Below are 19,436 nucleotides of genomic sequence, written 5' to 3' on the forward strand. Positions count from 1 at the left end.
GAGTCTAGGGCCGCCCGAGCACGGCCTCGCGCAGGGTGTCGAGCCCGACCCCGCCCACGTTGAGGGCCCGGGTGTGGAAGTCCTTGGGGTCGAAGGCGTCACCCTCGCGCTCGCGCACGTCGTCGCGCAGCTGCAGCCACAGCCGCTCGCCGATCTTGTAGGACGGGGCCTGGCCGGGCCAGCCGAGGTAGCGGTCCAGCTCGAAGCGCAGCGACGCCTCGTCCATGTTGGAGTGCGCGCGCAGGAAGGCCCATGCCTTGTCGTAGTCCCACTCGCCGCCGCCGACCTCGTCGGGGGCGGGGAAGTGGCAGTGCACCCCGATGTCGAGCACGACGCGGGCGGCGCGCAGCGACTGCGCGTCGAGCCAGCCCATCCGGTTGCCCGGGTCGTCCATGAAGCCCAGCTCGGCCATCAGCCGCTCGGCGTAGAGCGCCCAGCCCTCACCGTGCCCGGAGGTCCACGCGAACAGCCGCCGCCACCGGTTGAGGGTGTCGGCGCGGAACACGGTCTGGGCGACCTGCAGGTGATGGCCGGGCACGCCCTCGTGGTAGACCGTGGTCAGCTCGCGCCAGGTGGAGAACTCGGTCACGCCCTTCGGGACCGACCACCACATGCGCCCGGGGCGGGTGAAGTCGTCGCTCGGCCCGGTGTAGTAGATGCCGCCGGTCTGGGTGGGGGCGATCAGGCACTCGATGGTGCGGACCGGCCCGGGGATGTCGAAGTGGGTGTCGGCGAGGGCCGTGATGGCGTCGTCGGCCTTGACCTGCATCCAGGCCTTGAGCGCGTCCTTGCTCTCGAGGAAGTAGCGCTGGTCGGTGTCGAGGATCTCGATGGCCTCGGCGACCGTCGCGCCGGGCCGCACCGACTCGGCGACCTCCTTCATCGCCGCGGTGATGCGGGCGAGCTCCTGCTGGCCCCAGGCGTAGGTCTCCTCGAGGTCTACGGCAGCACCGAGGAAGCCCCGGGACAGCAGGCCGTAGCTCTCGATGCCACACGCGTCGTCCTCGGGGGCCTCGTCCAGCAGCTCCTCGCGCAGGAAGGTGCCGAGCGCGGCGTAGGCGCGGCGGGCCTGGGCGACCTCGTTGGCGAGCCGCTCGCGCAGCTCGAGCGGGAGGTCTACCGGACCGGCGAGGGCGTCGGCGAGGAAGGTCGCGAAGTAGCCGTCGTCGGCCGTCAGGTCCTGGCACTGCTCGATGCAGCGCTCGACCTGGCGGCGTGGGGTGATGTTGCCCTTCTCACGGGCGGCGAGCAGCGACTCCTCGAACTGCTCGAGGGCGACCGGCACCCGGGACAGGCGCAGCGCGATGGTGGCCCACTGCTCGACCGTGTCGGTCGGCATCAGGTCGAAGATCGCGCGGATGTCCTGCAGCGGCGACGCGATCACGTTGAGGGACATCTCGAGCAGGCCCGCGGCGTGCATCTCCTCGGCGAGACCCAGCCGCTCGCGCATGGCGGCGATGGTGACCTCGTCGATCTCGTCCACCGGGTCGACCGCGGCCAGCGCCGCGAGGGTGCGCCGGCGCAGGTCCGACTGACGCTCGAGCCCGTCCGGGCTGAAGTCGTCGAGCAGCTCGTCGTAGCCGCTCACCCCCACGTAGGTCGCGGTGATGGGGCTCAGCTCGACCAGCTCGGAGACGTAGTCCTCGGCGATGCGGTCGACACGGGTGCGGGCGCGTGCGGTGGTCACGGCTCCGACCGTAGCCGACCTCCTCGCCCCGCGCCCGACGACGAGGGGTGTCAGCGGGTGGGACGGGCTACCGGGTCGCGGCCCGCCAGGCCGCTATCGGGTCGCGGCCCGCCACGCTGCCGAGGTGCGCCGACCGCGGGCTCCTTGCGGGCGCACGCCGAGGTTGCCGGCGCGCGAGGCCCAGCGGCTGAGCTCGGGCGCCGGCGCAGCCGCGTCGTCACCTCCGGAGCTCGCGGCGGCCACGACCAGCACCAGCGCGGCGAGCTCCTCGGGTGTCGGGGAGCCCTTGACGACGGTCAGCATCGGTGCCGCTGCTGGCGCTGCCGCTGTGGTCGGCGCTGTGGTCGGCTCGCTCATGCCGCTCGTCCTCTGCTCGGGCTGGTCGTGCTGCTGGTGGGGGTCGTGCTTGTGGGGGTCACAGCGGGATGTTGCCGTGCTTCTTCGGGGGGTGCTCCTCGCGCTTGGTGCGCAGCGCCCGCAGCCCCTGGACGACCTGCGCCCGGGTCTGCGACGGCTCGATGACGGCGTCGATGTAGCCGAGCTCGGCCGCGATGTAGGGGTTGGCGAGGTGGTCTTCGTACTCCTTGATGAACGTCGCGCGCGCCTCGTCGACCGAGCGGCCCTCCGCGGCAGCCGCCGCGAGCTCCTTGCGGTAGAGGATGTTGACCGCGCCCTGCGCGCCCATCACCGCGATCTGGCCGGTGGGCCAGGAGATGTTGAGGTCGGCGCCGAGGTGCTTGGACCCCATGACGTCGTAGGCGCCGCCGTAGGCCTTGCGGGTGATGATCGTGATCTTGGGGACCGTGGCCTCGGCGTAGGCGTAGATCAGCTTGGCGCCGCGGCGGATGATGCCGTTCCACTCCTGGTCGGTGCCGGGCAGGAAGCCGGGCACGTCGACGAAGGTGATGATCGGGATGTTGAAGGCGTCGCAGGTGCGCACGAAGCGGGCGGCCTTCTCGGAGGCGTCGATGTCGAGGCAGCCGGCGAACTGCATCGGCTGGTTGGCGACGATGCCGACGCTCTGACCGTCCACGCGACCGAAGCCGACGATGATGTTGGGCGCGAACAGCGCCTGCACCTCGAGGAACTCGCCGTCGTCGAGCACCGTCGAGAAGACCTGGTGCATGTCGTAGGGCATGTTCGGCGAGTCGGGGATGATCGTGTTGAGCGCGAGGTCGTCCTCGTTGGGCTCGAGGTCCTCGGTCGAGCCGTAGAGCGGGGCGTCCTCCTGGTTGTTGCTCGGCAGGTAGGCGAGCAGCGCCCGGACGTAGTCGATGGCGTCGTCCTCGTCGCTGCCCATGTAGTGCGCGACCCCCGACTTGGAGTTGTGCGTCGTGGCGCCGCCAAGGGCCTCCATCGCCACCTCCTCGCCGGTGACGGTCTTGATCACGTCCGGACCGGTGATGAACATGTGCGAGGTCTGGTCGACCATGACGGTGAAGTCGGTGATGGCGGGGGAGTAGACCGCGCCGCCGGCGCACGGGCCCATGATCAGCGAGATCTGCGGGATGACGCCCGAGGCGAGGACGTTGCGGCGGAAGATGTCGCCGTAGCCGCCGAGCGAGAGCACGCCCTCCTGGATGCGTGCACCGCCGGAGTCGTTGAGCCCGATCACCGGGCAGCCGACCTTGAGGGCGAAGTCCATGACCTTCACGATCTTCTGCGCGACGACCTCGCCGAGCGAGCCCCCCATGATGGTGAAGTCCTGCGCGAAGACCGCGACCTGGCGACCGTCCACCGTGCCGTAGCCGGTGACGATGCCGTCGCCGTAGGGCCGGTTCTTCTCGAGGCCGAACGCCATCGAGCGGTGCCGGGCGAACTGGTCGAGCTCGACGAAGCTGTCGTCGTCGAGCAGGGCGGTGATGCGCTCGCGGGCGGTCTTCTTGCCGCGCGCGTGCTGCTTCTCGACGGCCTTCTCGCTGGCCGCGTGGACGACCTGGTCGTGCCGGTGGCGCAGGTCGTCGAGGCGACCGGCCGTCGTGGCGAGATCGAACGAAGGCTCAAGAGTGGATGCAGCGTCAGCCATGGGAGCACCTTAGCCTTGGGCCCGTGGTGGACGCTCTCCGACGAGATGTGATTTCGAGCCTAGTGAGCGAGCGGCTCGCCGGTCGCGGGGGTGACCCCTGGGTAGGCCTCGACGTCGTCGACGCGGTCGGCTCGACCAACGCCGAGCTGCTGCGCGACCCGCGTCCGTGGCGGGTCCTCACCACCGACCACCAGCAGGACGGCCGCGGCCGGCTGACGCGCCCCTGGCAGACCCCGGCAGGCGTAGCCATCGCGGTCTCGGCCTGCGTCCCCGTCCCCGAGGCGCGGATGGAGTCCCTCGGCTGGCTGCCCCTGCTCGCCGGCCTCGCGATCCGCTCGGCGATCCAGCGCGCCGGGGTCGACGCGGTCCTGAAGTGGCCCAACGACGTCCTCGCCCCGGTCGACGGCGAGCGCAAGCTGTGCGGGATCCTCTGCGAGCTCGCGCCCGGGCCGGCCCCGGGGGTGGCCCTCGCCGTGCTCGGCGTCGGCGTCAACGTGCACCAGACCCGCGACCAGCTCCCGGTCGACACGGCCACCTCTCTCGCCCTCTGCGGTGCCGTAGACCCCTCGCGCGAGGTGATCCTTGCCGACTTCCTCGCCGAGGTGGCGACCCGCCACCGGCAGTGGATCGCCGGTGGCGACCAGCTGGCCGCGCTCGTCGACGACTACCGCGCGGTCTGCGCCACGATCGGGCGCGAGGTCGACATCCACATCCCGGACGGCGGCCTCGTCCACGGGGTGGTCGACGCCGTCGACGACGACGGCCGACTGGTGCTGACCAGCGCTGGCGGGCGCACGGTCTACTCGGCCGGAGACGTGGTGCACGCGCGACTGCGCCCCGCGTGACCGACTTGCGACCGGGAGCGTGACCCACGTCACCTAGCATGAGAGCAGACGCAAGGTCCCGACCGGCCCGGGTGGCCAAGGAGGCAGGGTGGAGCCGTACGACGAGTCGTCCCTCGACGAGGGGCTGGTCCCGGCACACGTCGATCCCTTCGTCGAGGCGCTGCAGGAGCGGATCCTCGGTGCCCCGCTCGACCTCGACCGCCGCGCGGTGGCCCGCGAGGTGGGGGTGTCGTTCCGCACGGCCGAGCGGTTCTGGCACGCCCTCGGTTTCCCTCCGGTCACCGACGGCGCGCACGCCTTCTCCCGCACCGACCTCAAGGCGCTGGAGATCATCGCCGAGCTGGTCCGCAGCGGGCGCCTCGACGAGTCGACCGCCCTCGGGCTGACCCGCGCCTTCGCCCGGACCACCGACCGGCTGTCGGTGTGGCAGACCTCGCTGCTCGCCGAGGCTCTCTCGCCCTGGCAGCAGGGGGACGTCGAGCTCTCCCGCGCGCACCTCGCCGAGGGGCACGACTCGACCCGCGCCGAGCCGGACGAGTCGACCGCCCGGGCCGCCGTCTCCGCGCTGGCCGAGCTCGCCGACGAGCTGGAGCCGCTCCTGGTCTACGCGTGGCGCCGGCACCTGACGTCCGCCGTGGCCCGCATGGTCTCCGACGCCGACCCCGTGGCGATGGGCCCGGGTGGGCTGCGCCGGTGCGTGGGCTTCGCCGACCTGGTGGCCTTCACCTCGCTGGTGCGGCGCCTCTCGGAGCGCGAATTGGCACGCGTGGTGCAGCAGTTCGAGGCCGTGTGCTCCGACGTCATCACCGCTCACGGTGGCCGGGTGATCAAGACGGTGGGCGACGAGGTGCTGTTCGTCGCCAAGGTCCCGGCCGACGGCGCACGCATCGCGCTCGACCTGGTCGCCGCCATCCACGCCGACGACATGCTGCCGCCGGTCCGCCTGGGCCTGGCGTACGGCCCCGTGGTCTCGCGGCTCGGCGACGTCTTCGGCACGACGGTCAACAAGGCGGCTCGCCTGACCGCCGTCGCCCCGCGCGGCCGGATCCTCGTCGACGACGTGCTGGCCCAAGAGCTCGTCGACGCGCCCGGCCTGGTCACCGTCAAGCAGCGCAGCCGCACCCTGCGCGGCGTCGGTGTCGTCACGCCGTCGCTGCTGTCGCCCGGCCTCGGGGACTCGCTGCTGGCGTAGGTCGTGGCAGCCGGGCAGTCGAGGGCCGGGTCAGGGCTCGACTCAGACCTCGGTCGGGCCGGGCCAGCGTGGCCGACGCTTCTCGGCGAACGCGGCAACGCCTTCCGCCCGGTCGGGGGAGAAGGCGGTCGCCCGCCAGCAGCCGTCCTCGACCTCCAGGCCGGCGGCAAGGTCGACGTCGGAGCCGAGGCGCATGGCCTTCTTCGCATTGACTACTCCCACAGGGGAGTTCGCCGCAATGACCGTAGCCAGCTCCAGGGCGGCCGTCCGCGCCTCGCCGGCCGGGACCACGCGTTCTACGGCACCGAGGGTGAGTGCGTCGGCGGCGCTGAGCCGGGCTGCGGTGAAGATCATCGACGACGCCCGACCCCACCCGACCCGGCGCACGAGCAGCTGGGTGCCGCCGCCTGCCGGGATCACGCCGACGGCGACCTCGGGCAGCCCGACCGTGGCGCCGTCACCGCAGACGATGATGTCGCAGGACAGAGCCAGCTCGAAGCCACCGCCGAGTGCGAAACCGTCGACGGCCGCGATCGTCGGCTGCGGCAGGTCGAGGACCCCGTTGTAGGCGGCGCGAGTGATCGGTCGCTGCGCGAAGATCTGGGCGTCGGTCAAGGAGTTGCGCTCCTTGAGGTCGGCTCCGACGCAGAAGGCCTTCGCGTGGGTGCTGGTCAGCAGGACCGCGCGGGTGTGCGGGTCGGCGGCCGTCCACCGGGTCGCCGCACCGAGGTCGCGGGCGAGCGCGGTCGAGACGGCGTTCATCGCCTCGGGACGGTCCAGCGCGATCTCGAGCACGTGACCGTCGTCGCCGTGGCGGGTCAACGTCACATGGTCGTAGACCGGTAGGTCGGCTGGGGTGGTGGCCATCGGCGACTCCTTCGTCGTGGTCGGTCTGGCGAGGTGGTGCCGCCTCGGCGACTGGGACGCCATCGTCGGGAGCGGACCCGAGGGCGAGCGGACGCTCTACGGGTCAGAGCTCGGTGAGGTCCTTGAGGGTGACGTCGCCATCGGAGGTGGACCAGCGGGTGTCGTCGACCGAGCCCTGCTGCTGGCTGACGCCCGTGATCGTGCGGTCGCCGGTGTCGAAGACGCGCACCCGGTCGCCGGTCTTGACGGCCAGCCGGTGCTTGTCGGGGAAGATCGCGTAGGCGCTGTCGTTCTGGCCGCCCGAGGACGCCGGCGAGCCGAGCTCGGCCGGCCACCAGTCGCCAGACCGGCCGGAGCCCTTCGAGTCGGAGCCCTTCGAATCGGAGCCCTGAGACGCGGACTGCGACGCTTCGGGGTGCCGGTGCTTGGCCTGGTAGTCGTCCCGGCTGTCCCGCGAGCTCCCTTGCGAGGCAGCGCCGTTCGAGTCGCCGGAGCCGGCGGACGACGCGAGGTCGCCGGCTGCTGCCGCCACCTTGGCCTTGAGGTCGTGGTTGCCCATCTCACCGATCTGGGTCATGCCACCGGCCATCCACTGCCCCGAGCCGCCGAGATCCGGGTGGGAGAACTGGGCGGAGCGGCCGTTGCCGCGGTCGACCGCTTCGGCGAGAGCCGAGACTCCTGCCTCGCTCAGGCCGTGTCGCTCGGCGATCTCCTTGATGCGCTCGGTGCTCATGAGTCCTCCTGCGGTTCGGTGGGTCTCGCCCCAGGCTAGCGCCGACGTGCGGGCGCTGCGGACTCGCCCGAGCCGGCTCCCCGGTCACCGAGGGGCGTCTCGTCCTCCGGGGCGATCTCGGTCGTCGGGACGCCGGTGAACACGAACCGGCGATAGGTCAGGAACCGGAAGATGGTGCCGATCCCGATCCCGACGAAGCGGGCGAGGTTGTCCCACGCGATGCCGTGCAGGCCGAGGCCGTAGCGGCTGAGATAGAGAAACCCCGCCGTGATGACCAGCGCGATGGCGTTGAACAGCACGAAGAGCGCCGCCTCGTGACCCACGTGTGCGCGGCGCTGGTGTCGATAGGTCCAGTGCCGGTTGCCCAGCCAGCTGAAGATCGTGCCCAGGATCGTCGCCACGATGGACGCGGTGGTCGGCTTGTGCGCGAGGAACCCGTCCGTCGGCCCGACCGGCCCGAACACCAGCAGGTTGTAGGAGCCGGTGTCCACGATGAACGCGCCCAGCCCCACCGTCCCGAACGCGAGAAGCTCGCGCCACAGCCGCCGCGCGAGCCCCGTGAGGCGCTGCAGCAGGGTGCGCGGTCGCTCGTTGGGCATCCATCCAGGGTAGACCGGCTGCCGACTACCCTGGACCGCGTGACCTCAGAGCGCTCTGACCTCCCAGCCGCCCCAGCAACGTCGTCGGCGGAGCCCGCCTCGTCGCCCGCGCCCCAGCGCACCCCGGGAGGGTTCCCGGTCGTCGGCATCATCGGCGGGGGCCAGCTGGCCCGGATGTGCGCGCAGCCCGCGGTCGGCCTCGGCATCACCCTGAGCGTCCTGGCGGAGTCGGAGTCGGCGGCCGCCGCCCTGGTCGTCCCGAGCGCACCGGTCGGTGAGCACACGTCGATCGAGGACGTCCTTGCGTTCGCCGAGCACTGCGACGTCGTGACCTTCGACCACGAGCACGTGCCCGCGGACGTGCTGGCGGCCCTGGTGGACTCGGGGGTGTCGGTGCACCCACGACCCGACGCCCTGGTCTACGCCCAGGACAAGCTGGCGATGCGGCGACGACTGACCGAGCTCGGTGTCCCGTGCCCCGCGTGGGCCGAGGTGCGCGACGAGGGCGAGCTCGAGGCGTTCGGTGCCGAGCACGGCTGGCCGGTGGTGCTGAAGACGCCGCGAGGGGGCTACGACGGCAAGGGAGTTCGGGTCATCGGTAGCGCCGCCGAGGCCCGCGACTGGCCGCTCGCAGACGGTCTGCTGGTCGAGGAGGCCGTCCCCTTCAGCCGCGAGCTCGCGGTGCTGGTGGCGCGGAGCCCGATGGGTCAGTGCGCCGTCTGGCCGGTCGTGGAGACCGTGCAGACCGACGGCATCTGCACCGAGGTGCTCGCCCCCGCGCCCGGGCTCCCGGACGACCTCGCCGCGGCGGCGAGCCAGGCGGCGCTGACGATCGCGGGTGCGCTGGACGTGACCGGGGTGATGGCCGTCGAGCTGTTCGAGGTGCCGGTGGGTGATGAGAGTGATTCTGGCACAACGGGATTCGTCGTCAACGAGCTGGCGATGCGTCCGCACAACAGCGGCCACTGGACCATCGACGGTGCCGTGACGAGTCAGTTCGAGCAGCACCTGCGCGCCGTCCTCGACCTGCCGCTCGGCGACCCGCGCTCGCGAGACCGGTGGACCGTGATGGGCAACGTGCTGGGCGGGGAGTACCCCGAGCTCTACCCGACGTATCGGCACCTCATGGCGCGCGACCCCGCGATGAAGTTCCACCACTACGGCAAGGACGTGCGGCCCGGCCGCAAGATCGGGCACGTCAACGTCGGCGGCGACGACCTCGATGATCTACGCGAACGCGCCCGCCACGCAACGCAGTTCCTTCAAGGAGTGATCACCGAATGAGCACCGAGACCACCCGTCGTCCCGTCGTCGGCCTGGTGATGGGCAGCGACTCCGACTGGCCCGTCATGGAGCTGGCCGCCCAGGCGCTCGACGAGCTCGGGATCGCCTACGAGGCCGACGTGGTCTCGGCGCACCGGATGCCGACCGAGATGATCGACTACGGGCGCTCGGCCTCCGACCGCGGGCTGCAGGTCATCATCGCCGGCGCCGGCGGTGCGGCCCACCTGCCCGGCATGCTCGCCGCCGTCACGCCGCTGCCGGTGATCGGCGTGCCCGTGCCGCTGAAGTACCTCGACGGCATGGACTCGCTGCTGTCCATCGTCCAGATGCCCGCCGGTGTCCCGGTCGCCACCGTCTCCATCGGCGGCGCCCGCAACGCCGGGCTGCTCGCGGCCCGCATCATCGGCGCCGGCACCGACGCCGAGGCCCAGCGCGTCCGCGCCGCCATGGTCGACTTCCAGTCCGCCCTGCGCGACGAGGCCCACGCCAAGGGCGCCCGCCTCCGCGACCGCACCCAGGCCCCCTGACCTGGCCCCGGCGCCGACACGGCACTTAGGCGCCGAGATGGCACTTGGAGGCCGAGATGGTTGGTGTAACAGCCGTTTCGGTGACGGACTGCCGGTTCGTGGGGGTGGACGTGACCAGCTGCCGTCTCGGTCGGTAAGTGCCGTCTCGGTCGCCAACCGCCGTGTCGGCAGCGCGACGAGCGGTCAGCGGGCAGGGCAGCCCTGGTCGAGGGCGGCGAAGTCGGCGAGGGCGGCGGTGCGGGCGGAGCCGGTGAGGTGGCGGGGGAGGCCGCCCTCGATGAGGGCGGGGGACCAGGCCATGGTGGGCGTGCCGCGGGGTGGGACGGTCAGGGTGAGGACGCCGGTCTTGCGCTGGACGCCGGAGCCGCTGCCGAAGACGAAGTTTCCGAGGCCGTAGGCCACGGCGGTCGAGCCGACGGTGTCGGTGGTCTGCTGGATGTGGGCGTGGCTGCCGACGACGGCGTTCGCGCCGGCAGCGGACAGGCGGGTGGCGAGCTCGACCTGGCGCGGCTTCGGGCATCGCACCCGCTCGCTGCCCCAGTGCAGGTAGGCGAGGATCACGGCGTCGGGGTCCTTGGCGCGGGCGGCCCGCACACCCGCCTCCAGCCGTTCGAGCCCGCCCGGCGTGTCCAGGTAGGCCATGCCCGGCTTGTCGGGCCCGGCCGTCCAGTTGAGGTGCGGGTCGAGGACGTCGGACGCGCCGAAGACGACCACCGAGCGGCCACGCACCGTCGTGGCCCAGGGGGCGTACGCCTGGTCGGCGTCCTTGCCGATCCCGATGACGGGCAACGGGTTTGACGCCGTGACGGCCAGCATCCGACGCAGCCCCTCGGCGCCGAAGTCCATGCCGTGGTTGTTGGCGGCGGTCACCACGTCGACACCCTGCTCCCGCAGCACGTCGAGGATGCGCGGCGGCGCGACGAAGGTGAACGGCTTGTCCTGCGGGTGCAGGCCCGCACTGCTCTCGGCGACCACGGTCTCGAGGTTGACCATCGCCAGGTCGGCGGCCGCGAGCTCCTTGCCGACCTCGCCCAGGCCCTCGGTGAGCAGCGAGCCCGCGACGCCGTGCGACTGGGTGTCGCCGCCCAGGGCGATCGTCACGGTCTCCTTGGTGCGCGGCGGCGGGAGGTCGGTAGACCCGGTGGTGCCAGTCGTGGCATCTCCGCCGGTCGGTGCCGCTGGGGTGGTCGACGCGCCACCGGTCGAGGCGGCCGACGAGGGCGACGTGCCGGACGACGGCGACGAGGACGCGGCTGCCTGAGCCGAGGTGCGGTCGTCCCGATCGGCGGAGATGCCGGCGAGGGCGCCACCGGCTACGACGACGCCGACGACCCCGGTCGCGACGGCGGCGGCCGATCGCCGGAGGCGGTGGATCGGGCGGTTCGAAGGTGGCATCGGTGCGTCCTCGCTGTGCGACGTCCGGCGCAGCCCCTGACGTCTCGTGGTGTTGCGTCCACTCTACGTAGGGATTGCCCCGGTCCGCGCACGCCGCACGCCGTCGAGGGTGGTCGGGTGGTCGGGCAGCGCAACGCTCAGGCGATCAGGATGGCCGACGTGTCGATCGCTTGCGGTAGCGCTCGAAGCCCGCCGCGTCCGGCGGCAGGTCGGCGACGTAGTCGGCGGTCGCGAACAGGCGCCGCGACGGCTCGTTGTCGGTGTGGACGACGGCGAGGTAGGACCGCACGTCGGCGGTCTGGGCCAGGTGCTCCTCGGCTGCCAGCAGCATGGGCGTGGCGAGCCCCTGCCCACGCGCGCTCGGCGCGACGGTGATCGACACCTCCCAGTCGTCGTGCCCCTCGTGGTCCCAGCGCACGGTCCCGACCTGCCCGCCGTCCGGCCCGGTCACGATCAGCAGCACCCGGTCGTCCCGCTCCAGCGAGCCGCGCAGCCATGCCACGTGGTCGTCGTAGACCAGCTCGTCGCTGCTGCGGGACAGCGCGCGCGTCTGCGGGTCGTTGCGCCAGTCGAAGAGCGTGCGCGCGTCGTCGAGGGTCGCACCACGGACGGTCAGGCCCTCGGAGGTGCGCGGACGCCCGGCGGTCGCGGCGACCTCCCAGGTGTGCACCACCCGGTAGGCCCCGAGCTCGTCGACCAGCTCGCCGGCACGACGCGCCGCAGCCTCGCGGACGTCAAAAGCGTTCGGGGACAACCACTCTCGCAGCTCGCTCACGGCGGTGTCCTGCTCGGCCTGGTCGAACGCCGGACCCCCGAGCCCGAGCGCGGCGCCCGCGTCGACCACCCTGCGGTAGCCCTCGACCTGGTTGTCGACCGCGCACACCAGCGCCATCGGCACCTGCACGCAGCACAGCTCCCAGACCGACGTGCCGGACGCGCTCACCACCACGTCATGGGTCGTGTAGAGCTCGGGCAGGCTGCCCGTCGGCGGCGTCACCGTGAGTGCCAGGCCGGGGTGCGTCGCGGCCACCTCGGCGACCGCGGCCTGCGCCGCCGGCTGCACGACCGCGGTCACGGCAAGCGGCACGCCGGTGCGCCCGAGCACGTCGAGGACGCGGGGCGTCAGGCCGGTCGGGTCGGCCCCGCCCATCACGACGAGCACCCGCAGGCGGCCATCGGCATCCTCGGCAGCATCCCCGGGAGCCACGGCATCCCGAGCGACACCCTCCCGAGCGGCAGCCCCACCGTCACGACGACCGCGCAGACGGCTGATGTCGGTCCGCAACGGCGTGTAGCGGGCGCCCAGGGCCAGCCAACGCGCAGGCACGCCGGGACGGGCTACCTCGTCCGCGCCGATGGTGGAGTCGACGACCACGTGGGCTGGCCGCCGGCCGAACTCGCTGTCCTCCATGGCGGACAGCAGCACCCGCTCGGAGCGCTCAGCCAGCGCGGCGAGCAGGTCGTCGTGCAGCCGGTAGGTGTCCACGTGGATCACGTCCGGCAGCGCACCAGCCCCAGCGCCACCACCGGTCTCAGCACCACCACCAGCCCCAGCACCACCACCAACTCCAGCCCCAGCACCACCACCCAACGCCGCCAGCATCTCGGCGCTCTGCGCGTCGGCGGACAGCGGGACGACCGGCAGGTCGGCGTGCGCGAGCAGCTCGGTCAGGAAGGGCCCGTCGACCCAGCCGGCGAGGGTGACGTTGTGGCCGCGCGAGCGGGCCTCCTGGGCGAGGGCGACGGCGCGCACGACGTGACCCACCCCGATGCCAGGACCACCGTGGGCGACGAGGGCGACCCGCATCAGCCGTCTTCCAGGGACTTCTGGCGGACCTCGGCGTTGATGGCGACGAGGTCGGGGCGCGAGCGCAGCGTCGAGACGACCTCGCGCCACCGGGGCGGCCGCGAGGCGCCGCCGGGGAGGGCGGCCACGAGGGACCGCAACGCCTCGAGGTCCTCGGGCGTGTCGAGGGTGACGCGCAGGTCGTTGGACGGGGGCGTGACGGTCAGCCCGAGGAGTCGATAGGTGTCGGGGTCGGCGTAGAGCCCGGACGTCACGTGGATGCGGTCGTGGCCGGTGGCGGTCGCGTCGATGCGGCGCAGCGCGTCGGCGGTGGCGAGCTCGACGTCGAGGCCGCGGGGGAGCGAGCGCACGAGGACCGTCGAGACGTAGTCGTGCTCGGGAGCGCCGCGCCAGGCGCCGGCGACCGCGCCGATCAGCTCGGGGTCGAGCAGCGGGCAGTCGGCGGTCAGGCGCACGACGGCGTCGGGGCGGTGCTCGTCGACGGCCTGCACGAAGCGCTGCAGCACGTCGGCCTCCGAGCCCCGCACGACGGGGCAGCCGAGCGACGCCGCGAGGTCGGCCACGGCGGTGTCGGAGTCGTGCGTAGAGGTGGCGACGACGACCTCGTCGAGGCCCGTCGCGGAGCGGGCCGCGCGGACGACCCACTCGAGGACGCTACGGCCGTGCAGGTCCTCCAGGACCTTGCCCGGGAGGCGGGTCGACCCGGTGCGGGCCTGGATGACGGCGACGATGCGCATGCGGCTTCCTCAATCACTGGCGTCCGAGGTGTCACGCGGTAACGTTTGGTCAATCCGCTACGCCTCAGGAGGCACGATGTCCATGCTGTCAGGTTCCTCGATCCTAGTCACCGGAGGGACTGGCTCGTTCGGCAAGGCGTTCATCCGGGAGGTGTTGGACAACCACGACCCGCGCCGCGTGATCATCTACAGCCGGGACGAGCTCAAGCAGTACGAGTGCCGCCAGCTGTTCGGCAACGACCCCCGCCTGCGCTGGTTCATCGGCGACATCCGCGACCTGCCGCGCCTCAACCGCGCGATGCACAAGGTCGACTACGTCGTGCACGCCGCCGCGCTCAAGCAGGTCGACACCGCTGAGTACAACCCCTACGAATTCGTCAAGACCAACGTCATCGGGTCGCAGAACGTCATCGAGGCGTGCATCGACGCGGGCGTCAAGAAGGTCGTGGCGCTGTCCACCGACAAGGCCTCCAGCCCGATCAACCTCTACGGCGCGACCAAGCTGACCGCCGACAAGCTCTTCATCACGGGCAACCACTACGCCGCCGCCTACGACACGCGCTTCTGCGTCGTCCGCTACGGCAACGTCATGGGCTCGCGCGGCTCGGTCATCCCCTTCTTCCGCAACCTCGCCGCGGCCGGCGAGTCGCTGCCGATCACCGACCTGCGGATGACCCGCTTCTTCATCACGCTGCCCCAGGCCGTGAAGTTCGTGACCGACTCGTTCGAGATGATGCAGGGCGGCGAGCTCTACGTGCCGCGCATCCCGTCGATGAAGATTACCGACCTGGCCCAGTCCGTGGCCCCCGGTGCCGCGATGCACGAGATCGGCCTGCGTCCCGGCGAGAAGCTGCACGAGGAGATGATCTCCGCCGAGGAGGGTCGTCGCGCGCTGCTCATCGGTGACCGTTATGTCCTGCAGCCCGACCTGGCGTCCTGGGGCTACACCCCGCCGGAGCACGGTGTGCCCGTGCCGGACGGCTTCCACTACACCTCCGACAACAACGACCAGTGGTTCACCGGCGAGGAGATGATGCAGATCCTCGAGACGGAGGTCTGAGCGTGCTGCCCTACGGCCGGCAGTCCATCGACGAGTCCGACATCGAGGCCGTCGCGCAGGTGCTGCGCGGCGACTGGCTCACCACCGGCCCCGCCGTCGCGGCGTTCGAGCGCGACGTCGCCGACGTCGCGGGCGTGCCCACCCCGGCGGTCGCCGTCACGTCCGGCACGGCCGCGCTGCACGTCGCCTACGCCGCGGCCGGCGTCGGCCCCGGCGACCAGGTCATCACCACGCCGCTGACCTTCCTCGCGACCGCCACCTGCGCCGCGATCCTCGGGGCCGAGATCGTCTTCGCCGACGTCAGCCCCGACACCGGCAACCTCGACCCCGCCTCGGTGGCCGACAAGATCACCGACCGCACCAAGGTCGTCGCCGGGGTCGACTACGGCGGCCACCCGATCGACGCGCCGGGCCTGCGCGAGGTGATCGGCGATCGCGACATCCTGCTGCTCGAGGACGCTGCCCACTCGGTCGGCGGCAGCCTCGACGGCACCCCGGTCGGGTCGCTCGCCGACCTCACGACGTTCTCGTTCTTCCCCACCAAGAACCTCACCACGGCCGAGGGTGGTGCGGTGGTCGGTCTCGACCCCGAGGTCGTAGCCCGGGCCCGCACCTTCAAGGGCATCGGCATGGTCCGTGAGCCGGACCAGCTGCGCGTCAAGGACGAGGGCGCGTGGTGGTACGAGATGCCCGAGCTGGGCCTCAACTACCGCCTGCCCGACGTGCTCGCGGCCCTCGGCTCCAACCAGATGAAGCGGCTCGCGCAGTTCAAGGAGCGCCGCCAGGCGATCACCGACCGCTACAACGAGGGCCTGGCCGGTCTGGACGAGCTGATCCTGCCGACCCGGCGGCCCGGTGCCGAGCCGGTCTGGCACCTCTACCCGCTGCGCATCCGCGACGGCCGCCGCCGGGCGCTGTTCGACCACCTGCGGGCGTCGGGCATCGGCGTGCAGGTCAACTACATCCCGGTCTACTGGCAGCCGTGGTTCGCCGACCGCGGCTACGAGCGCGGGCTCTGCCCGGTCGCCGAGACCTACTACGAGGGCGAGATCTCGCTGCCGATGTATCCCGACCTCACCGACCAGCAGGTCGACCAGGTCATCGGGCTGATCCGCGACTTCGTCACGCACCAGCACTAGCACCACCGCACCCATCAAGGAGAGCGCATGAGCGCCACCACCCCGTCGGTGACCATCGGCGACCACCACGTCGACCGCGACCACACCCCGTTCGTCATCGCCGAGATGTCGGGCAACCACAACGGCTCCCTGGACCGCGCGCTGGAGATCGTCGACGCGGTCGCCGGCACCGGCGCGCAGGCCCTGAAGATCCAGACCTACACCGCCGACACGATCACGATCGACGCCGACACCCCCGCGTTCCGCGTCGAGGACGCGCACGGCCTCTGGGGCGGGCGCAACCTCTACAGCCTCTACCAGGAGGCGCACACCCCGTGGGAGTGGCACAAGCCGATCTTCGACCGCGCGCGCGAGCTCGGGCTCGTGCCGTTCTCGAGCCCGTTCGACCCCACGGCCGTGGCCTTCCTCGAGGACCTCGGCGTCGAGTGCTACAAGACGGCGTCGGCCGAGATCGTCGACCTGCCGCTGATCCGCGAGATCGGGCGCACCGGCAAGCCGATCATCATGTCCACCGGCATGGCGACCCTGCGTGAGATCGACGCGGCCATCAACGCGGCCTACGAGGGCGGCTGCTCCGAGCTGGTCCTGCTCGCCTGCACCGCGTCCTACCCGGCCGACCCCAAGGACGCCCACCTCGCCAACATCGACCTCTTCCAGAAGGCCTTCGGCGTGCCGGTCGGGCTGTCCGACCACACCCTCGGCCTCGGGGTGGCCGTCGCCGCCGTCGCGCTCGGTGCCGTCTGCCTGGAGAAGCACGTCACCCTGTCGCGCTCCGACGGCGGCGTCGACAGCGAGTTCTCCATGGAGCCAGGGGAGTTCGCGATGATGGTCCGCGAGAGCGAGGCCGCTCGCCTGGCCGCGGTCTCACCGCCGAAGACCGGACCGACCGAGTCCGAGAAGTCGGTGCTGCGACTGCGCCGCTCGCTCTACGTCACGGCCGACGTGCGCGCCGGCGACGAGGTGACCCGCGACAACGTGCGCTCGATCCGCCCGGCCGGCGGCCTGCCGACCGACCAGATCGACCTCGTGCTCGGTCGCACCTTCGCGCGCGACGTCGAGCGCGGCACCGCGCTCACCTGGGACCTGATCTAGCCGCAGGAGCTGGCCGAGGCGAGGGGCGGCGTCCTGCTGGACGCCGCCCCTCGTCGTGCGTGCTGCTCGGCCGGTGGCTGACGGCCGCTCAGCTGGTCAGCCCGCCCAGGTGAACGGACCGCCGCCCTGGTTGAACTGCGCCATGTTCTGCAGGTCGTAGACCCCGTCGCCGATGAACCAGCCGTCCCACATCGCGCCGTCGGTGCCGAGCAGGAACAGGCTGGTGGGGTTGCCCGTGAACCGCTCGGTGCCTTGGATCTGCGTGAAGCCCTTGAAGCTCTGGCTGGCGACCGTCTTGATCTGCCCCCACTGGGCGGCCGCGACGCCACCGCCGCCGTAGAGGACCAGCGCGCCGGACGACGCGTTGCGCGCGACGATGTCGGGCCGGTTGTCGTAGTCCGCGTCGCCGACGCCGACGATCATGTCGTGCATGGTCCAGCCGGCCCCGATCTGCACGCGCGGCAGGAACGCCGACCCGTAGACCCCACCGGTGCCGGACCCGCGGTAGAGCCAGAGCGTGCCCGCGGTGTCGCGCGCGACCAGGTCGGCGTTCGTGTCGCCGTCCCAGTCGCCGACGGCCGTGATGGTGAAGCCACCCCAGCCGCGACCGATCACCTGACCCGGCCGCACGGCGCCACCCTTGACGGCGTAGAGCAGCAGGTCACCGGCGGCGTCGCGGGCGAGGATGTCCGACTGCCCGTCACCGGTCCAGTCGCCGGCGGCGATGATGGCGTTGAAACCGCCCCAGCCGGAGCCGATCTGCTTGGGCGTGCCGGTCGGCTTGTTGACGTTGAGGACGTTCGGGTAGACGAGCAGCGCGCCCGCCGAGTTGCGGGCGAGCAGGTCGCCCGCGCCGTCGCCGGTGTAGTCGGCCGCGCTCTTGGTGGGCTGCTGGCGGATGGCGAACCCGGTCGGGACCGAGGTCGCGCTGTCGTGCGCGAAGCCGATGTTGGTGGCGTAGCTGGTCCCCTGGTAGCGCACCGACACACCCACGTCGACGGGGTCCGTGGTGTCGGCCGGGGTGCTGTCCGTGGTCGACAGGTACCAGAGCGACCCGTCGAGCGCCTGCTTCGGGTAGCGAGCGGTCGTGTTCGCCGCCGTCGTGAAGACGGTGACCACCGAGCCGTTGGCGAGCCGGCGCTTGACGTCGGTCGTCCCGTCCGCCTTGTTGACGACGAAAAGCACTGTGCCGTCGGGGGACTGGGCAGCATCGCGACCGCCGGCGGTGTTGGCCAGCGTCGTCGTCGCACCGGTGGTGGTGTTGACGATCGCGATGCCGCTGCCGTCGGTCCGGCTGCCGATGAGGATCGAGCTGTCCCCGCCGTAGACCGCGCCCTGCAGGAACGTCGACGGCGTCACGCTGCGCGTCGTCCGCGCGAACCGGTCGTAGACCGTGATGGTCCCGCTGGTCGCCTTGGCGGGCCCGTCGGCGGTGTGCGCCACCGAGCTCCACGCCAGGTAGCGACCGTCGGCCGACCAGGAGGGCGTGACGTTGTCGCGGGCCGAGGTGGCCCAGACGGACTGGCCGCCGAGCCCGTCGGCGCGCTGGGCGACGACCTCCCAGGTGCCGGCGGCGTTGAGCCGCGAGTACGCCATCCACAGGCCGTCGGGGGAGAACGCCGGTGCCATCGTGTAGGCACCGCCGCTCGCGGTCGTGACGCCCTCGGACACGTCGCTCTGCTGCAGGATGCCGAGGGCCTGGTCGGTCGTGCTCACGACGTCGACGTAACCGGGGCCGGCGTCCTCGGCCGTGGCCAGCGACCCCCCGGCGGTGCCGTCGGGGGCCGGGATGGCGCACGACTTGGCGACGCCGTTCTGGGTGAAGTCCAAGGTGTAGGTCGCGCCGAAGAACGGGTTCATCCGGCGATCCAGCGCGGTGGTGGCCGTCGCCGGGACGGTCGCCGCCGTCTGCCAGGTCGTCGACCCGTCCCGCAGGCGCTTGAGCGTGTAGCTGGAGGTGACCCCGCTCTGGGCGTCCCACGCGAAGTAGGTGCGGTCGCGCAGCTGGATCGCCTGCAGGCCGAGGCCGGTGCACACGGTCGCGGCGGGGGTCGGATTTGCCTGCGGTACAGCGCGCTTCGCGCCGGACGTGGGGGACTGGCGCTGTGGCGACGTCTTGGGGGCGGACGCGACGACCTTGCCCCTCTGGTGGCTGCTGGGCCGCGGGGCGTCGTGCCGGTCGGCGACGGTGGGCTGGCCGAGCGCGCGCTGCACGACCGGCTTGGGCTTGGCGCTGCCGACGGTGGCGGCGCCGCCGACCGCGCTGGCGGTGACGGGGAGCAGGGGCACGGCGAGCGCGGCCGCGGCACCGGCCGCGAGCGCGAGCGTGGCGTGGGGGGAGCGTCTGGACATCGGATCTCCTGGGCGGATTGTCTACGCAGGGTGAGCGATTGTGTACTTAATGTGACAGAGCATACGACTCGCACCCCCGCGCGCGTGGACGGGC

General features: G+C 71.9%; 17 protein-coding genes. 7 read left to right on the top strand and 10 right to left on the bottom strand.

Annotated elements, in window-relative coordinates; genetic code table 11:
• Positions 1–4: 4 nt before the first annotated feature.
• The 3 genes from MM440_RS15230 to MM440_RS15240 form a co-directional block, all read right to left on the bottom strand.
• Positions 5–1,687, bottom strand: coding sequence for a DUF885 domain-containing protein (locus MM440_RS15230; protein ID WP_241445484.1), 1,683 nt, complete (start codon positions 1,685–1,687; stop codon positions 5–7).
• Positions 1,688–1,780: 93 nt separating this feature from the next.
• Positions 1,781–1,990: an acyl-CoA carboxylase epsilon subunit gene (locus tag MM440_RS15235; protein WP_420914179.1), complete on the bottom strand. Its 210-nt coding sequence runs from the start codon at positions 1,988–1,990 to the stop codon at positions 1,781–1,783.
• A gap of 112 nt (positions 1,991–2,102) precedes the next feature.
• Positions 2,103–3,713, bottom strand: coding sequence for an acyl-CoA carboxylase subunit beta (locus MM440_RS15240; RefSeq protein ID WP_241445488.1), 1,611 nt, complete (start codon positions 3,711–3,713; stop codon positions 2,103–2,105).
• A gap of 62 nt (positions 3,714–3,775) precedes the next feature.
• Between MM440_RS15240 and MM440_RS15245 the strand changes: the two genes are divergently transcribed.
• Complete coding sequence (locus tag MM440_RS15245; protein ID WP_241445490.1) at positions 3,776–4,558, top strand: biotin--[acetyl-CoA-carboxylase] ligase; 783 nt, start codon at positions 3,776–3,778, stop codon at positions 4,556–4,558.
• A gap of 88 nt (positions 4,559–4,646) precedes the next feature.
• The gene (locus MM440_RS15250) at positions 4,647–5,750 is read left to right on the top strand and encodes an adenylate/guanylate cyclase domain-containing protein (RefSeq protein ID WP_241445492.1); all 1,104 of its coding nucleotides are present in this window, start codon (positions 4,647–4,649) and stop codon (positions 5,748–5,750) included.
• A 42-nt stretch (positions 5,751–5,792) separates the two neighbouring features.
• Here MM440_RS15250 and MM440_RS15255 read toward each other — a convergent pair whose 3' ends face one another.
• From MM440_RS15255 to MM440_RS15265, 3 genes are all read right to left on the bottom strand, one after another.
• Positions 5,793–6,617, bottom strand: a complete 825-nt coding sequence (locus tag MM440_RS15255; RefSeq protein ID WP_241445494.1) for an enoyl-CoA hydratase/isomerase family protein — start codon at positions 6,615–6,617, stop codon at positions 5,793–5,795.
• A 103-nt stretch (positions 6,618–6,720) separates the two neighbouring features.
• Complete coding sequence (locus tag MM440_RS15260; RefSeq protein WP_241445496.1) at positions 6,721–7,350, bottom strand: hypothetical protein; 630 nt, start codon at positions 7,348–7,350, stop codon at positions 6,721–6,723.
• A 35-nt stretch (positions 7,351–7,385) separates the two neighbouring features.
• Positions 7,386–7,949, bottom strand: coding sequence for a GtrA family protein (locus MM440_RS15265; RefSeq protein WP_241445498.1), 564 nt, complete (start codon positions 7,947–7,949; stop codon positions 7,386–7,388).
• Positions 7,950–7,988: 39 nt separating this feature from the next.
• Between MM440_RS15265 and MM440_RS15270 the strand changes: the two genes are divergently transcribed.
• Positions 7,989–9,233, top strand: coding sequence for a 5-(carboxyamino)imidazole ribonucleotide synthase (locus MM440_RS15270; protein ID WP_284284603.1), 1,245 nt, complete (start codon positions 7,989–7,991; stop codon positions 9,231–9,233).
• Positions 9,230–9,760: a 5-(carboxyamino)imidazole ribonucleotide mutase gene (gene purE / locus MM440_RS15275; RefSeq protein ID WP_241445500.1), complete on the top strand. Its 531-nt coding sequence runs from the start codon at positions 9,230–9,232 to the stop codon at positions 9,758–9,760. Before MM440_RS15270 ends, purE begins: the two co-directional genes overlap by 4 nt.
• Positions 9,761–9,943: 183 nt before the next feature.
• On the opposite strand, the gene MM440_RS15280 is transcribed toward purE, so the two are convergent.
• The 3 genes from MM440_RS15280 to MM440_RS15290 form a co-directional block, all read right to left on the bottom strand.
• Entirely contained in the window at positions 9,944–11,155 is a 1,212-nt protein-coding gene (locus MM440_RS15280) for a CapA family protein (protein ID WP_241445501.1), read from the bottom strand.
• Between the two features lie 145 nt (positions 11,156–11,300).
• Positions 11,301–12,962 (bottom strand): bifunctional UDP-2,4-diacetamido-2,4,6-trideoxy-beta-L-altropyranose hydrolase/GNAT family N-acetyltransferase, encoded by a 1,662-nt coding sequence (locus MM440_RS15285; RefSeq protein ID WP_241445503.1) that lies wholly within the window; start codon positions 12,960–12,962, stop codon positions 11,301–11,303.
• Positions 12,962–13,699: a cytidylyltransferase domain-containing protein gene (locus MM440_RS15290; protein WP_241445511.1), complete on the bottom strand. Its 738-nt coding sequence runs from the start codon at positions 13,697–13,699 to the stop codon at positions 12,962–12,964. Before MM440_RS15290 ends, MM440_RS15285 begins: the two co-directional genes overlap by 1 nt.
• A gap of 76 nt (positions 13,700–13,775) precedes the next feature.
• On the opposite strand from MM440_RS15290, the gene pseB reads away from it, so the two are divergent.
• From pseB to pseI, 3 genes are read left to right on the top strand one after another with little or no spacing between them, the layout of a single operon-like run.
• Complete coding sequence (gene pseB / locus MM440_RS15295; RefSeq protein ID WP_241445513.1) at positions 13,776–14,759, top strand: UDP-N-acetylglucosamine 4,6-dehydratase (inverting); 984 nt, start codon at positions 13,776–13,778, stop codon at positions 14,757–14,759.
• Between the two features lie 2 nt (positions 14,760–14,761).
• A complete protein-coding gene (locus MM440_RS15300; protein ID WP_241445515.1) occupies positions 14,762–15,898 on the top strand; it encodes a DegT/DnrJ/EryC1/StrS family aminotransferase in 1,137 nt (378 codons plus the stop codon).
• Positions 15,899–15,925: 27 nt separating this feature from the next.
• Positions 15,926–16,990, top strand: a complete 1,065-nt coding sequence (gene pseI / locus MM440_RS15305; RefSeq protein ID WP_241445524.1) for a pseudaminic acid synthase — start codon at positions 15,926–15,928, stop codon at positions 16,988–16,990.
• 96 nt (positions 16,991–17,086) lie between these two features.
• On the opposite strand, the gene MM440_RS15310 is transcribed toward pseI, so the two are convergent.
• The gene (locus MM440_RS15310) at positions 17,087–19,342 is read right to left on the bottom strand and encodes an FG-GAP repeat domain-containing protein (RefSeq protein WP_241445526.1); all 2,256 of its coding nucleotides are present in this window, start codon (positions 19,340–19,342) and stop codon (positions 17,087–17,089) included.
• Between the last annotated feature and the right edge of the window lie 94 nt (positions 19,343–19,436).

This window comes from Arsenicicoccus piscis (genome assembly GCF_022568835.1).
GTDB lineage: Bacteria > Actinomycetota > Actinomycetes > Actinomycetales > Dermatophilaceae > Arsenicicoccus > Arsenicicoccus piscis.

Coding starts and splice junctions, on each gene's coding strand:
- MM440_RS15235 (WP_420914179.1), bottom strand. CDS start 1,990: ATGCTGACCGTCGTCAAGGGCTCCCCGACACCCGAGGAGCTCGCCGCG.
- MM440_RS15240 (WP_241445488.1), bottom strand. CDS start 3,713: ATGGCTGACGCTGCATCCACTCTTGAGCCTTCGTTCGATCTCGCCACG.
- MM440_RS15255 (WP_241445494.1), bottom strand. CDS start 6,617: ATGGCCACCACCCCAGCCGACCTACCGGTCTACGACCATGTGACGTTG.
- MM440_RS15260 (WP_241445496.1), bottom strand. CDS start 7,350: ATGAGCACCGAGCGCATCAAGGAGATCGCCGAGCGACACGGCCTGAGC.
- MM440_RS15265 (WP_241445498.1), bottom strand. CDS start 7,949: ATGCCCAACGAGCGACCGCGCACCCTGCTGCAGCGCCTCACGGGGCTC.
- purE (WP_241445500.1), top strand. CDS start 9,230: ATGAGCACCGAGACCACCCGTCGTCCCGTCGTCGGCCTGGTGATGGGC.
- MM440_RS15280 (WP_241445501.1), bottom strand. CDS start 11,155: ATGCCACCTTCGAACCGCCCGATCCACCGCCTCCGGCGATCGGCCGCC.
- MM440_RS15285 (WP_241445503.1), bottom strand. CDS start 12,962: ATGCGGGTCGCCCTCGTCGCCCACGGTGGTCCTGGCATCGGGGTGGGT.
- MM440_RS15290 (WP_241445511.1), bottom strand. CDS start 13,699: ATGCGCATCGTCGCCGTCATCCAGGCCCGCACCGGGTCGACCCGCCTC.
- pseB (WP_241445513.1), top strand. CDS start 13,776: ATGTCCATGCTGTCAGGTTCCTCGATCCTAGTCACCGGAGGGACTGGC.
- pseI (WP_241445524.1), top strand. CDS start 15,926: ATGAGCGCCACCACCCCGTCGGTGACCATCGGCGACCACCACGTCGAC.
- MM440_RS15310 (WP_241445526.1), bottom strand. CDS start 19,342: ATGTCCAGACGCTCCCCCCACGCCACGCTCGCGCTCGCGGCCGGTGCC.